The sequence below is a fragment of the Exilibacterium tricleocarpae genome (assembly GCF_007004655.1).
Lineage (GTDB): Bacteria > Pseudomonadota > Gammaproteobacteria > Pseudomonadales > Cellvibrionaceae > Exilibacterium > Exilibacterium tricleocarpae.
Genome location: NZ_ML660097.1, coordinates 156,018 through 170,579, shown reverse-complemented (window position 1 = coordinate 170,579; position 14,562 = coordinate 156,018). Strand labels below are relative to the sequence as shown.

Here is a 14,562-nt window from a genome sequence, read left to right as displayed (position 1 = left end):
ATAAATCTTAGACTTAGAGCGCATTACGCCTATATTCAATACAACTAGTAAAATTTTTACAGGCATTTTTTATAATTATAAGTTCTATTAAATTATCACTTACTCGATAATTTTCGATGAAAAGGTGGCCGGATATGAAGAGTGGGAAATAGCCGCCAAGTGCGGCCAAAAAGGAGGAATTGGTCATTTATTGACGAGCATGGATTAACGGTACTGGCGTCGGGCATGTCGTCACGATGAAACGTGGTTTTAACTCTGCCTATCGTCTATTCGAGGCGGCGTACTGGCCGATAACACATTAGGCGGTGCACGCTACTTATAAGCCCCTTCAAAGCCCGGATGCTGCATTTGTTCGAGTGTCTGTCTTTTGCAAGCAGCCCGGCGTCGGGTTGTGTTCATTGGGAGACGCACGACGGAGTTCGACCTGTATCTGAGTATTGGTATAGAGCAGATACGCGAACACAACCGGTTGCTGACAGAAAAAATTGTCCGTTGTGTTTCTGCGAAAAATCTACAGACACCATCCGATGCAAGTCAACGGGGCGGAACCCTGGTGCTGAATTTAGAAGTCAACAGAAGATCGTAGATACTCTACAACAAGCCGGCGCGCTATTTGACGCGCGCTCACTGGGACTCCGTATATCACCTCATATGTATAATACTGAACAGGAGATAGATACGGTTAGTCGTTGCCTTATAGAGTAGTTCTTGTAGCCTGTAATGTATTTATTATCAGGTTGTAGCCGCAGCAAAAGCACGACAAGCACCTGATGATATTTTCATGTCCCCTCCCCTTTGGTTGCCGCCGAAGCAGAGATAACCGCCTAGATCGCGCGCCGGCTGCGTGACGAATAGCAGCCTTAACTTCGTTGTTTCTGAATAAATTTAAATCGTATTTCTTCAATCGAGCAATAAAGCACTGGTACAACAAACACGGCGAGAATTGCTAATAGCATACCACCAAAAGTGGGGATAGCCATCGGCACCATGACATCTGAGCCTCGGCCTGTTGAACTTAGAACTGGCAACAGAGCCAATATTGTCGTTGCACTGGTCATCATCGCCGGACGTACACGGCGATTACCTGCCGCAATCGCCGCCTTTCGAATACCCGCAATACTGCCAGGTTTCCGTTCCCTAAATACCTTTTGTAAATACGAGCAGACGATCACGCCATTATCAGTGGCGATGCCAAACAAGGCCAGAAAACCCACCCACACGGCAACACTTAGATTGATAGTGCCCATTTGAAAGAGTTCGCGAATACTGCTGCCGGCTATCGCAATATCAACAAACCAGGGCTGACTATACAACCAAATAAAAATAAAACCACCTGACCAAGCGAATAAAATACCGGAGAAAACCAGCAGTGTAGTTGTCACCTGCCGAAATTGAAAATAGAGAATTAACCAGATGAAAAATAATGCAAAGGGTAAAACGACCTTCAACTTCTTTTCCGAACGGACCTGGTTTTCGTATGTTCCAGTGAACTTATAACTGACCCCGGAGGGAATTGTTAGTTCTCCAGTTGCGATTTTATCGCTTAAAAACCGCTGTGCCTGCTCTACAACATCTACCTCTGCAACCCCGGCCAGCTTATCAAAGATCACATAGCCTACGAGAAAGGTGTCTTCAGCTTTAATAACCTGCGGCCCACGCTTGTAGTTAATACTGGCCATGGCTTTCAATGGAATTTGCGTACCGTCAGGGGCGGCAACCAGGATATTCTCGATTTCTTCGATTGAATCGCGCAGCTCACGCTGGTAGCGCACCCTGACAGGATAACGCTCACGCCCCTCAACGGTTTGAGTGATGGTTTTACCACCAATGGCCACCTCGATAACATCCTGTACCATTTTAATCTTGATCCCGTAGCGGGCGATAGCATCCCGATCAATATCAATTTCCAGATAAGGTTTACCCACAATACGATCAGCCAATACAGCTTCAGCTTTGATTGACGGCACTTGCTTTAGTAGTTTTTCTACCTCTAGTGCGACAGTTTCTATAGTTTGTAGGTCTGGCCCATAAATCTTCATCCCCATCGGGGCTCGCATGCCACTTTGCAGCATAACAATACGTGCCGCAATGGGTTGTAACTTGGGTGCTGATGTGGTGCCTGGGATGGTCGCCGCTTTGACGATTTCTTGCCATATATCATCAGGCGACTTGATTTCATCACGCCATTGACGGAAAGGTTTGCCGTCGTTATCGGGTATTAGGCCGCCCTCTTTATCACGAAAAAATTTACCTTTCTTCTGGTCGTATTTAAAAGTTAAAACCACACCCTTTTTGTCAACCTTATATTCCGATTTATAAGTAACAATGGTTTCAATCATCGAGACTGGAGCCGGATCCAGAGGGCTTTCTACTCGCCCTAGTTTACCCACGGCGTGCTCCACCTCGGGGATTGCACTAATTGCCATATCTTGTTTTCGTAATACGTCGCTAACTTCACCTATCGAAGCATGTGGCATCGTGGTGGGCATCAACAGGTAAGCTCCCTCATCCAAAGGAGGCATAAACTCCTTTCCCAAGCCGGGGAAAGCATGTATTGCGCTACGCCATGGTGCCGTCTGTTTTACCAGGTCCGGCAACCATTGAAATACTGATGCAAACCCCAACCAAATAACAAATCCAAATAGTACAATACTGCTGCAGAGACCTAAAAACAGCAATTTCACTTGCAAGAGGAGAGAGAGCACTTTTTCATATTGTCGAATACAGGTATAAAAGAATCCTAACAAGCCACCAATGCTAACGAGTACAAAAAGCGCATTACTGACAGCCTGATCAATACCTAGTGGTTGCCAGTCTGATGCAAGCACTAGCGCAAAGACAACTGCAATAGAGAGGTTAAAAATAAAAAACAACCGATGTCTTAAATGTTCAGGTAAATATTTGGCGGTTAGATTAAAAACAGCGATGGTAACAATTAGAACACTGAGCCAAAGTGGGAACCAGGAAAACAAAGAAAACGCTATAACTGCGGACGCTGCGATAACCGCCCAAAAGCCTTGCCTTAACCAAGCCGCCTTAAATCGACCTGCAATAAACCAGTGTGCGAGTGGAGGGATAATGGTGAGCGCAACAATTATAGAGCCTAACAACGCGAAGGTTTTCGTGTAAGCCAAAGGCTTGAAAAGCTTCCCCTCCGCAGCTTCCATGGTGAATACCGGGAGAAAACTGATGACTGTCGTCAGCACGGCGGTGACGACAGGGCCGGCAACCTCGCTACAGGCACGGTAAACAACCTCCAAACGCGACTCTTCAGGTGGCGCATCGTCGAGATGTTTAAGAATATTCTCAATTAAAACAACTCCCATATCAACTATAGTCCCAATGGCAATAGCGATACCGGACAGTGCGACAACATTGGCATCGACCTTGAACAACTTCATACCTATAAATGCCAGTAATACCGCCAAGGGTAGTACTGTGGAGATAAGCGCAGCACTGCGTAGATGAAGAACCATTAAAACAACGACGACGATAGTGACTAGAATTTGCTGGCGTACGGCATCCTCCAACGTACCCAGCGTCTCATTAATTAAGCCTGTACGGTCATAAAATGGAACAATCTTAACTTGGCTTTGCTGGCCGTTGGCTAAGGTTTTTTTTGGAAGACCTGGCGATATCTCTTCGATTTTTGCCTTAACCCGTTTAATCACAGCTAATGGATTCTCACCATAGCGTGTGACCACTACACCCCCGACAGCATCGGCGCCGCCTTTGTCTAAAGCGCCGCGCCGTAATGCAGGGCCGAATTCTATTTCGGCGACTTGATCCAGTGTTATGGGTACGTTATCACGCTGAGTGATGACAGTTCGGCGTAAATCGTCAAGCGACTTAACAAAACCCAATCCACGAATGACATACTCCACCGCATTAATTTCGATGGTTCGCGCCCCCACATCAATGTTACTGGCGCGCACGGCGTTAAAAACCTGATGCAAAGCAATGTCATAGGTTCGCAAGGCATCAGGGTCAACATCTATCTGATATTCTTTAACATAGCCGCCAATAGAGGCGACTTCGGCAACACCATCGACGCCTTGTAAAGCGTAGCGAACGTACCAGTCTTGTGTTGAACGCAGCTCTTGTGGGTCCCATCCCCCTGAGGGCCCACCTTCGGGCGTAAAACCTTCCAAGGTATACCAAAAGACCTGTCCCAAAGCGGTCGCATCCGGCCCTAGTTGGGGGGTAACACCTTGTGGCAAGGTACCGGATGGCAGGCTGTTCAGTTTCTCCAAGATGCGGCTGCGCGTCCAGTAGAATTCGGCGTCTTCTTTGAAAATGATATAAATAGAGGAAAAACCGAACATAGAATAGCTGCGAACAGTTTTGACTTTTGGCATACCAAGCAAGGCTGTCGTTAGCGGGTAGGTAATTTGGTCCTCAATATCCTGTGGTGAACGACCCATCCATTGTGTGAATACGATTTGCTGGTTCTCACCGATATCCGGAATTGCATCGACAGGAACGGGGTTGCGCGGCAGGCTCTCGATCTCCCAATCGAACGGCGCAACGCTAATACCCCATAAGACAATTAGAGTTGTAAACAATACCACAACGAGTTTGTTTTCGAGGCAGAATCGTATAAGCCGATTGAGTATAGTACTGTGTTCAGTGCGCATGGATTGACGCCTCTCCTACTTTGTGCACTGTCTCCAGCTCCCCACACTGCAGCATCCTGCCACCAAAATAGGGATTGCGTAGATTATTATCGGCTTGTAGCCAGCTAGTGCCTCGATCACCGTAAACCATTGGACAAAACATTTGATAAACTGTTTGACCAAATGCCTCGGGTCGTCGGCTGACTTGGTCAATCATTGCTTTTGATAGGGCTTCAAAACCCGGTTTACGTAAATCATCTAAGGACTCAGCAGCAAGCATCGTGTGCACCAAACTCGACAGTTGCCCGCTGTGTCCTGTAACTTTCATCATTTCTTTCAACGTATTTTTTGCCGATTCAATATCATCTTCAGCCAAGCCGGATTGCAAACTTAAATAATGCGGTAATAGATTTTTACTTGTGATCAAGTCAATTTTCAGGCTTAGTCCCACATGCCCACCACTGTCATAATCGCTATGTTCGTGATCGATGGAATTGGTTGATGATTCTTGATGCTGATGCCCTGGTATCGGACCACCGCCATCGGGGTTCATCATGCTGGGCTTTGCTTGAATTTGCAGGGCGCTATCAATTTTAAAGGCGCCATGCGTAACCACTTCATCACCTTGTTCAAGACCGGATTTAACAATATAAAAATCGCCAGCACGTGCACCCAGGTTAATCTCACGACCTTCAAATGTTGGCCTCTCAGCATTTTTCTTAAGATAGACAACGGCGCGCTTGCCTGTTCTAAGTACCGCACTTGCAGGTAAAACCAACGGCGCTTCGGCCTCCTCGTCAACAGTGATACCCATTTTTTCCACAGGCACCAGGTCCATGCCACAAATATCACATTGGCCAGGGCCGTCTTTAATAATTTGCGGGTGCATTGGGCTTATCCATTTACCTATAAGCTCGGGCGTATAAACGATACCGTTCTTTGCGATTTGCGCTGAAATTTGCGCTTTAGCAAACATGCCTGGCTTTAAGCGACCACCGTTATTCGGGACATTAACCCTCAGCGTGACCGTGCGGGTTTTTCGGTTTAGCTCCGGCTCGATAAAACTAATATTTCCCCCGAAGCTTTCACCTGGGAAGGCTTCGACTGAAAATGACACACTTTGCCCAAAGCGCAGCCAGGCTAAGTCAGCCTCATAGGCTTCCAGCTGTAACCATAAATGGCTGAGATCGACAATCTTAAATAGAGGCTGTCCTGTCTTGACGTAATCACCTTCGTTAATTTTCTTTTGAACCACCACGCCACTGATGGGGGCGAGCAATTCAAACTCCTCAATCGGGTTATTATCTTCCAGTATTTTTTCGATTTGAGAGGGCAGCAGATCCCACAAGCGCAATTTCTCTTTGGCTGATTTCGTCGCGCTGCTGCCGGGGTTGTAACGATGCGAAGTGAGAAGTTCACTAACGGCCGTGAGTAGCTCCGGGCTGTAGACTTGCGCCAAGTGTTCACCACGCTGCACTTTTAGACCGTTAAAATTGACAAACAAACGGTCAATTCGGGCAGGAAAACGTGCCGATAAAGAGCGCACTCGTGTTTCATCATAACCAAGCTTACCGACTAAACGCACTTTCGCCTCAGGGTAACGCTTCTCAACCCTGGTTGTTTGAATATCAGCAAGTGCTTCAGCAGTTTGACTCATGGTTAAGGTGCGCGGGCCACTATCCTCTCCTGAGCTCGCTGTTATTGGAATAAGCTCCATGCCACAGATCGGGCATTGACCCGGCTCAGGTTGTTGTATTTGCGGGTGCATCGAGCACGTCCACGTGGTGAACTCCTCTGGCAGGAAGTTAGTTTGCTGTTGATGTCCGACATGCGACTGCGAATCGCCGGTACCAGATTGATTGACACTGGTTTGCTGCGTTTGGGAACTATCGGGAGCGGTACAACGACCAATTGAAAATGTGACTACGAGCACTAGCAAGACGCTAATAATATAAAGCTTTTGTTTTGACCTTTTCATGCCTCTATCTCATTAATCAGTTAGCTCTATTAATTTAGCCAAAGACCACCGGACAAGGTGGTTAGCTGCCAGCGGGCAATCCATGCATCTGCCGCAGCACGCCAATATTTTTGTTGCAAATTTAGTAATGCACGATCACTATCGATAACAGATAATATGTCAGCCTTACCGGTAAGGTAGCTGGATTCAGCGATTTCTCGCGCTTGCTTTGCGAGGGGTAAAATTTCGCTTTGATAGCGAGATAAACGTTGTTCCGCATCACTTAGAGCGATAATACGCGAACGTGTTTTTGCCTTGATGCTTAATTCCAAGGCTTTTAATTTGGCACTAACGGCTTGTCTGCTGAAGTTGGCCTCGCGTATTTTGGCCTGGTTCGCACCTTGCCATAGCGGCAGCGATACGCCTACCACGACTGCCCAAGGGTCTTTACCGCTGTCGGGCATATCGGAATTGATTGCCTCGCCGGTAGAGATACGGTTAATACCTACAGAAAAATCAGGAAGATTCACCAGTTTGGCCAAACGCAACCGGGCATCGCTACTATCCTCCAGTGCCTCCAGCATTTTGATTTGTGGCGATTGCTCGACGCTGGCTCGCAACCACAAAGACTTGTCCTCGCGCAATGGAGGGGGCACTTGCCAACTCAAATTCAAGCGTTTTCTCCCCTCTTCCTTTCCAAGCAGAGCTTCTAACATCGATGTTTGCGAGGCAACTTCGGCTGTTTGCCATGCGAGTCGATCCTCGACTTGTGCCACCTCAACCTGTAAATGCAACAATTGACTTAAACCACCCCCCGATTCAACGCGTGTTTTAACAACCGCCACAAGTTGCTCTAACAAAGACAAATGCCGCTGGGAAATTTCGAGGGCTTTTTCAAGGTAGGCAATATCAAGAACACCCTTCGCTACTTTGTCGACTACCTTAAACTGCTCTGATATAGCGGCATGCCACAGGGCTTGGGCCTGTGCTTCAGCAATATCTCTTTTACGTGAGAGTTTGGTCGGCCATGGGATAGCCTGTTGCAGCATAATTGCCTGCTCTTGCGGTCCCGTGCGCGTTTGAATGGACTCGATAAAGTGACTGAGCTGTAGTTTAGGGTTAGGCAGTACGCCCGCTGATTTTATCGAGGCGCGTGCGGCTTGAAATTGTGCGTCAGCCGCTTGCAAACTCGGGTTATAACGTAGGGCTTGTTGTACAAATGGCCCGACAAATTCTCGCCTGGATAGCAGCTCCGTGTGAAAGGTTTGTTGATCCAGTAAATCATCCACCCTCAGTTCAGTACCGTATACTACGGTTATTGAACCACCTAGCAGCACACAATAGACTATCAACCAACGGTATAACGTGCGCTTTATTTTATTGTATTGGGTAAAAATAGACTTCTTCATTGACCCGCTCTTTATCACTAAAGGGAGAGAATTCCTATTGATTAACAACGGAATATATATCGAGCTTTTCAGTGCACTTAAGGTGAATAACACAAAAGTAGCAACTGAGACTCAGGCATCAGACTTAGCAGGATAGAGCTGCGATAGCGCGCCGGCAGACACCCGTTCAGGTGAATGCAAAAGACACAATTATCCTAGGAAACTGAAAATAGGAGGGCGAAATAGGTTTTGAACAAGAATGGATACCAGGTTATTTGGGGACAATGACATAGCCTGGTTTGACGTTTGCACAAAATTGGCATGAAACTGTGGTGGAACAAAAGCCATTGAGTTGCATCCACCTATGATACATGCGCAGTGCTCAGCACAGCAATCTGTATAGGTATCAGATAGAAAGGAGTCCATTTGCGAAGTGGGTAAATCGCTAAGCGTTTCCTGCTGTTGATGGCAAGGGGGCAAATCGTTGTACTGAGCAAACGCTGTTTGCGTATTGCCATCACCACTGTCTTTGTACAATGTACTTGGAAACATAGTGCCGCCGACCTGCATGGCCATCATACAACCAGATGCAAAGGCACCATTAGCCTGGACAATAACAAGCACAAGCAGGGAAAGAAAAACCTTTACTCTCTTTACGGTCTTCCTTTTGTAAGCTTGGGTACTGCCCATTTCTATAGCCACTGGCAATTAAAGGAGATGTTCTGGCAATCTATGACTTCAGGTCACTAATATTTGACTAACTTCCGAGCCTTATATCATAGGCAAACTTTGATTGCAATAACTTCTCTGCTGCCTTCTATTCAATCAATACGTTGGCGGTTTCATAAACCATCACTCACACAGACAGTTTACTCGCCAACCTCAGCACTACAGTGCTTACTAAAGAGGCTGAGTCAAATCTAAGTCAGCGGCCTGTTGCACGAGATAGCGTATGAACCCTATGACTTAACTATATCCCCAGCTCATCCAGTTCAGCCAGCAAGTCACCGTGGTGAGTTTTAGTTTTGAACTTATCCATCACTTTCAAGAGACGGCCATCCTTTCCGATGATATAGGTTGTTCTGATCAAACCCATAAATTCTTTGCCCATAAACTTTTTCATGCCCCAGCAGCCATACTTGTCTGCTACCGCGTGGTCCTCGTCGGACAACAGAGGAAAATTTAAATCGTGCTTTTCAATAAATTTAGGCAAACGTGCAACTGGGTCAGGACTAATTCCCAAGACGACAACTTTACGCTTTTCAAAGTCTTTTTTAGAATCACGAATTCCGCAGGCTTGGACTGTGCACCCTGGAGTGAGCGCTTTCGGATAAAAAAAGATCGCTACTGGGCTTTTTCCTTTAAAATCTTTTAAGCTGACTGTATTACCATCTTGGTCTTTCAGACTGAAGGCCGGAGCCATATTGCCGATCTTGGGATAAGGCACTGTCTCTCCTTTAAAATACTGAGGTAAATACGCACTGATCCCCATATACCAATCCCTACAGGACGAAAGAACTGTACTCACAGTGCGCCATTAATAGTGTTGCGGGCCTGAACCATACCACACCTCTCCCACGCCCACCATAGCCTAAGACCTCGGCTAAATGCCGAAGTACCTGATCTGCCCAAATTGCCCACTCTTTCGATACTTAGGGATAAACACACTATCGCACTTACCCTCTAAGCGGGTGTGATTCAGGCCTCTCGGCTGTTTCATCCTTTCACTCCGGCGTCTTGCTTGGCGGCCCAGATGTTGGAGTGACTATGAGCCTCACGGAATTATCGAACTGCTAATACACCCCGGCACAGCTAGGGGTCTCCCTTTTGTCTCGGAAGGAAAAAACCCTATGAATCTTGTAGTTTTGAATTGAAAGAATCAAACAAAAATGATATGTTATAACGTCACATTATAATATCGTTACCCGCAGAGATCATTACATGCGCAATTTAATTTTATCTTTCATATGTTTATCGACAGTACTGTCGAGTGTGCCGGGTTTTGCGGATGATAAAGACGGGCAGGACATTGAGACGGTTTCAGTGATTGGGAAGCGCCAGGCCTATCAGGGGGCCTTTGACTACCAGGAAGTGCCGGCAGCATCTCAGGAAATTGACCTCGAGTTAATACATAATACAGGTGTACTCAACCTCAGCGAGGCTCTTGATTTATCTGCCACCGTTGCACGTCAGAATAACTTTGGTGGACTGTGGAACAGTTTTGCCATTCGTGGTTTTGCCGGTGACGAAAACTTACCCAGTGGATTTCTAGTGAACGGATTCAATGCAGGCCGCGGATTCGGTGGCCCTAGAGACTTGGTGGGTATTGAAAGGGTCGACGTGTTGAAAGGGCCAAAGGCAGCGCTCTTTGGTCGAGGAGAACCTGGCGGCGCGGTAAACCTTGTCACCAAGCGCCCAACATTTGAGCAGGGGGGAGAAATAAAGGCCACTTATGGAAGCTGGGAGCAAATACGCTTCGAGACTGATCTGCAAACCGTGCTCGATACCGATGATAAAATAGGCGTGCGATTTGTAGGCTTTGTTGACGATGCAGAAAGTTTTAGAAAGACAGTGGAGACAAAACGCGTCGGACTTTACCCATCGATTGCGTGGGAGTTTTCCGAAAACACCAGCGCAACCTATGAATTGGAATTCACCGAACAAGAATTGCCGTTTGACCGCGGTGTCGTGTCCCTGAACGGCAGGCTTGGCGTTATGCCAATAGAAAACTTTGTTGGCGAGCCGGGCGACGGCGATATTGAAACCGAGGTAGTGGGACATCAGTTAGAGGTAGAGCACAAGCTTGCAGACGATTGGACGCTTCTTGCCGGACTTGGATTACGAGATACAACATTTACCGGTTTCGCGTCCGAGCCCAATTTCGAAGGACGCCAAACCCTGTTTTTAGATGGAAGAACGCTGTCCAGATTCAGACGTTTCAGGGACTTCGATACAAAGTACGTAGTGATGCGTGCAGAGATTTCAGGTGCGTTTAGCACGGGGAATTTTGAGCATCGTATTGTCGCCGGTGCAGACTACGACCGTTTCGAAAATGACCAAGTTATCTTGCGCTATCGCCCACTCTCCATTCCATCGGATGCAACCTTGGATGAACTCGACCTCGACGATTACATCATTTTAGATATCCTTAATCCAGTCTATGGCGCAGCGCCGCTAATTGAGCTCGACCCGATCACAGACGCGAACAGAGACCGTTTGGAGGTTCAAAAAGCCTGGGGGATATATATTCAGGATCAAATAGCTATCACAGATCAACTTCAAATCCGACTCGGTGGAAGATTCGACGACTTTGAAAAAGACCTGGATGATCGTCTGACTACGCCAACAACAACCAGCTCACAGTCAGACTCCCGTTTCTCTCCTCAGGTTGGCGCTGTATATCTTATGGATGATTATACCAGCATCTATGCCACTTATGGCGAAGGCTTTAGGCAACTGACAGAATCAGATTTCGCCGGAAATCCATTTGCCCCCAATAAGTCAAAATCTTCTGAAATAGGAATTAAGACTGATTTACAAGGCTTTTTTGACAGCGTTTCCGGCGTGGCAACACTCTCGGTCTTCAATGTCGAACAGAGCAATATCCTAGTATTCGATGACCGCCCTGAAGCATCTGATGGTTTCTTTTTAAGGCCGGCAGGAAAAGCTGAAAGCCGTGGTTTGGAGCTTGATATTAATGCCCGACTCCCCGGCGATGTAGACGTGTGGTTCTCCTATGCGTATATCGACGCTGAATATACTAACGACAATCCCGATGCTAATTTTGGCGCGGCGATTGAGGAGGGTGACCCATTAATCAATGTTCCTGAAAACCAGTTGAGCGTGCAAGTCAGCAAAGGCTTTGTATCCAGCGCAACCCCCATAAGAGTTGGCGCAGGTGCTCTTTATGTTGGAGAGCGCCTGGGTCAGACCGCATCGGATTTCTATCTGCCAAGCTATACCACCGTAAGAGCCTTTGCAGAATTCGAGCCATCTGCAGATATCACCATTCGCTTGGACATTGACAACTTATTTGATAAAGAGTTTTATACAAACTCTTTTGCAGACGTCTGGATTGAACCCGGCGCACCGCGTCGCGCCCGCTTGACCGCTACGCTTAAATTCTAGTCGCCGTCTATTGTAAAACTAAAGTGCAAAATCCACTGTGTGGACTTCATACCAGCAACCCGGAATAGATCCGTCCATGAGTAAATCTGTAAAACAACCGCATGCGCAGCTTTACAATGCAAAGACCAGTTCTCTCAGCATGTCTCGAATTATATCCATTGACCTTTTACGCGGCCTGGTAATTCTTATTATGATGGTTGACCATGTGCGCGAGCGATTCTTTATGCACACCAGGGTCGGCGACCCAATAGACGAAACCGTGTCTCCCGAATTGTATTTCACACGTTATTTAACACATCTGTGTGCGCCAATATTTATATTTCTTGCGGGCCTTTCCGCATGGCTATACGCACACCCTGCCAGTGGCAGTTATCGTTCTCCGGCAAACTTCCTATTTAAGCGAGGACTTGTCCTTATTCTTATCGAAGTTGTTTTGTACTATCTCCTCTGGGTTGACACAATTGCTACAACAATTTGGCTACAAGTGCTCTGGGCGATTGGCGTCAGTATGATAGGTCTGTCGCTTATGTGTCGCTTAAACTACTGGATTATTGGTTTTGTTGGATTTTTAATTGTATTCGGACACAACGCACTGACCCCCATTGAATTCGCACCGGATGAGTTTGGTTATACGATATGGTCAATCCTTCACGACCAAAATAATATTGGTGAAGTCGGCGGGTTGACTATCAGGGCGTCTTACCCGGTGCTTCCATGGTTTGGTGTGATCCTGCTTGGCTACTTCGCGGGGCCGCTATTTGCGCATACGGTTAGCAGCATTACCAGACGCAAAGCCCTGATTATCATGGGACTGACAAGTCTACTGGTATTGCTGGTTCTACGTGGTTTCAATCTATACGGTGAGACCTCCCCTTGGTCCGTTCAGGCCACTACCGTCGGCACAGTGATGTCCTTTCTTAATTTCACCAAGTACCCGCCTTCACTTGATTATTTATTGGTTACTCTTGGGGTTGGCTTTTTTCTGTTGGCATGGTTTGACACTTTCCGCGATCAAAACGCTGCGCTAAAAGTCCTTGAAGTGTATGGCTCGGTCCCTATGTTTGCCTATATCGTTCACCTATACGCACTGCTTGCAGCCTACTGGGTATTGTACCTGTTCTTTGGCGCCACCCATGGCGATCGTTTTGGACTGAGTAGTGTTGGGCAGATATGGATTGGCGCAGCATTACTGGCACTGATACTGTACTTTCCATCGAAAGCATTTGCCAACTACAAGCACAGAGAAAAACACAATAGAGCCTGGTTGAGTTACTTTTAGGCAGTGCAATTGCTTTTTAGGCCTATTTTGCTCATCCAGTCATACTTAAATGCTGCTCAGTCTAAGCACTGTCAAAGTTAGTGGCTATTTACAGCCGGAGCTATTTTTTCCCAGGCAAGGAGCGCCGGTGTTCCATTACATCCAAAACCCGATGAATTTCTTCAGTGACAACCTTCGCATAACGACGAGTGGTAACAATCGACATGTGTGTGGCCCCCTCCACAATAAAGTGCTTTCCGTCCGTAGACAATGTCGACAATTCTGCCTGCAGCGCGCGCCAGATTTCAGTGAATTTCTCTCCACTGATGCCATTAACGTCACCCTGAACCTCAGGGCCGGCAGTAAACACTCGAATCGGGGTCGATCCAAAGTCGGTAGTTTGGGCGGCCCTGTCGAGCACGCTGGGCAGGCTGTATCCCTCCTTTCCCCCTTCCCTGCCGATGCGTCCATTACGGGCCATCCAGCGCAATGCCACAAGCTCATGCTGTGGTAAGCCCTCTTCCAGCTGCTCTTCCGTATCATACAAATAAAGCAGCAAACCCAACTCGCCCAGCACGCGAGCAATGGTGTATATCCAGGTGTTATTACTGGGCGGAGAGCCGTAAAGCCGCTCGTCCTGCTCTGGATGGCTGGAATCAATAAATATCAAACCCGCCACTTCACTGGGGTAATGATCAGCATAGACACGCACCAACGGACCACCCAGCGAATGTCCGGCAAGAATATAGGGCGGTTTTATCTCGGCCTTTGCAAGTAAGGTATGTAACTCGCCGGCTATCGTATCCGCATCGCGCACAGTGACACTGTCATCGCTCCATCCCAATCCCGCGCGATCATAACGGCAGACCTGAACACGGTCTTGCAGATGCTGCTGCAACCAGTAGTTGATTGGTGTTGAAACGCCCGCCCCACCCTCAATGATCACCGTTGGCAGATGATTGGGTTTTCCCTTACAGTCAATATGCAGTCTAAACCCACCCACATCATATCGCTGCCCCGGTGCGGGAACGTCATCGATCAACATACGAGTCGACAAGCCGATGGTTACCGTTATGGTGAGGACAATGCCTACGCCAATTACCAACCATTTGGCGGTTTTCCTGAGTACTCTAAACAACTGATCTGCTCTCTACTGGTTTTACATTAAATGTCGGATTTGAAAGCATCGGTTACTATGCCGTGCATATTATCGCT

8 protein-coding genes are annotated in these 14,562 nt (G+C 47.3%); 2 read left to right on the top strand and 6 right to left on the bottom strand.

Going from position 1 to position 14,562, the window contains the following annotated elements; translation table 11 throughout:
- Window positions 1-860: 860 nt before the first annotated feature.
- From FKG94_RS17580 to bcp, 5 genes are all read right to left on the bottom strand, one after another.
- The gene (locus FKG94_RS17580; protein WP_142905636.1) at window positions 861-4,637 is read right to left on the bottom strand and encodes an efflux RND transporter permease subunit; all 3,777 of its coding nucleotides are present in this window, start codon (window positions 4,635-4,637) and stop codon (window positions 861-863) included.
- A complete protein-coding gene (locus FKG94_RS17575; protein ID WP_142905635.1) occupies window positions 4,627-6,594 on the bottom strand; it encodes a heavy metal-binding domain-containing protein in 1,968 nt (655 codons plus the stop codon). The genes FKG94_RS17580 and FKG94_RS17575 overlap by 11 nt, the downstream gene beginning before the upstream one ends.
- Window positions 6,595-6,623: 29 nt before the next feature.
- The gene (locus tag FKG94_RS17570) at window positions 6,624-7,982 is read right to left on the bottom strand and encodes a TolC family protein (RefSeq protein ID WP_142905634.1); all 1,359 of its coding nucleotides are present in this window, start codon (window positions 7,980-7,982) and stop codon (window positions 6,624-6,626) included.
- A 189-nt stretch (window positions 7,983-8,171) separates the two neighbouring features.
- Window positions 8,172-8,651, bottom strand: coding sequence for a hypothetical protein (locus tag FKG94_RS17565; protein WP_142905633.1), 480 nt, complete (start codon window positions 8,649-8,651; stop codon window positions 8,172-8,174).
- A 280-nt stretch (window positions 8,652-8,931) separates the two neighbouring features.
- A complete protein-coding gene (gene bcp, locus FKG94_RS17560; protein ID WP_142905694.1) occupies window positions 8,932-9,408 on the bottom strand; it encodes a thioredoxin-dependent thiol peroxidase in 477 nt (158 codons plus the stop codon).
- A 494-nt stretch (window positions 9,409-9,902) separates the two neighbouring features.
- Here bcp and FKG94_RS17555 point away from each other — a divergent pair, with 494 nt between their 5' ends.
- Together FKG94_RS17555 and FKG94_RS17550 are read left to right on the top strand one after the other, a co-directional pair.
- Window positions 9,903-12,089, top strand: a complete 2,187-nt coding sequence (locus FKG94_RS17555; RefSeq protein WP_142905632.1) for a TonB-dependent siderophore receptor — start codon at window positions 9,903-9,905, stop codon at window positions 12,087-12,089.
- A gap of 76 nt (window positions 12,090-12,165) precedes the next feature.
- Window positions 12,166-13,368: an acetyltransferase domain-containing protein gene (locus FKG94_RS17550; RefSeq protein WP_218943566.1), complete on the top strand. Its 1,203-nt coding sequence runs from the start codon at window positions 12,166-12,168 to the stop codon at window positions 13,366-13,368.
- Window positions 13,369-13,468: 100 nt separating this feature from the next.
- Here FKG94_RS17550 and FKG94_RS17545 read toward each other — a convergent pair whose 3' ends face one another.
- Window positions 13,469-14,392, bottom strand: coding sequence for an alpha/beta fold hydrolase (locus FKG94_RS17545; protein ID WP_142905631.1), 924 nt, complete (start codon window positions 14,390-14,392; stop codon window positions 13,469-13,471).
- Window positions 14,393-14,562 lie beyond the last annotated feature (170 nt).

What these genes read in the sequence shown, in the direction of transcription:
- FKG94_RS17570 (WP_142905634.1), bottom strand. Translation starts at nt 7,982, where the DNA reads ATGAAGAAGTCTATTTTTACCCAATACAATAAAATAAAGCGCACGTTA.
- FKG94_RS17555 (WP_142905632.1), top strand. Translation starts at nt 9,903, where the DNA reads ATGCGCAATTTAATTTTATCTTTCATATGTTTATCGACAGTACTGTCG.
- FKG94_RS17565 (WP_142905633.1), bottom strand. Translation starts at nt 8,651, where the DNA reads ATGGGCAGTACCCAAGCTTACAAAAGGAAGACCGTAAAGAGAGTAAAG.
- FKG94_RS17575 (WP_142905635.1), bottom strand. Translation starts at nt 6,594, where the DNA reads ATGAAAAGGTCAAAACAAAAGCTTTATATTATTAGCGTCTTGCTAGTG.
- FKG94_RS17580 (WP_142905636.1), bottom strand. Translation starts at nt 4,637, where the DNA reads ATGCGCACTGAACACAGTACTATACTCAATCGGCTTATACGATTCTGC.
- FKG94_RS17550 (WP_218943566.1), top strand. Translation starts at nt 12,166, where the DNA reads ATGAGTAAATCTGTAAAACAACCGCATGCGCAGCTTTACAATGCAAAG.
- FKG94_RS17545 (WP_142905631.1), bottom strand. Translation starts at nt 14,392, where the DNA reads ATGTTGATCGATGACGTTCCCGCACCGGGGCAGCGATATGATGTGGGT.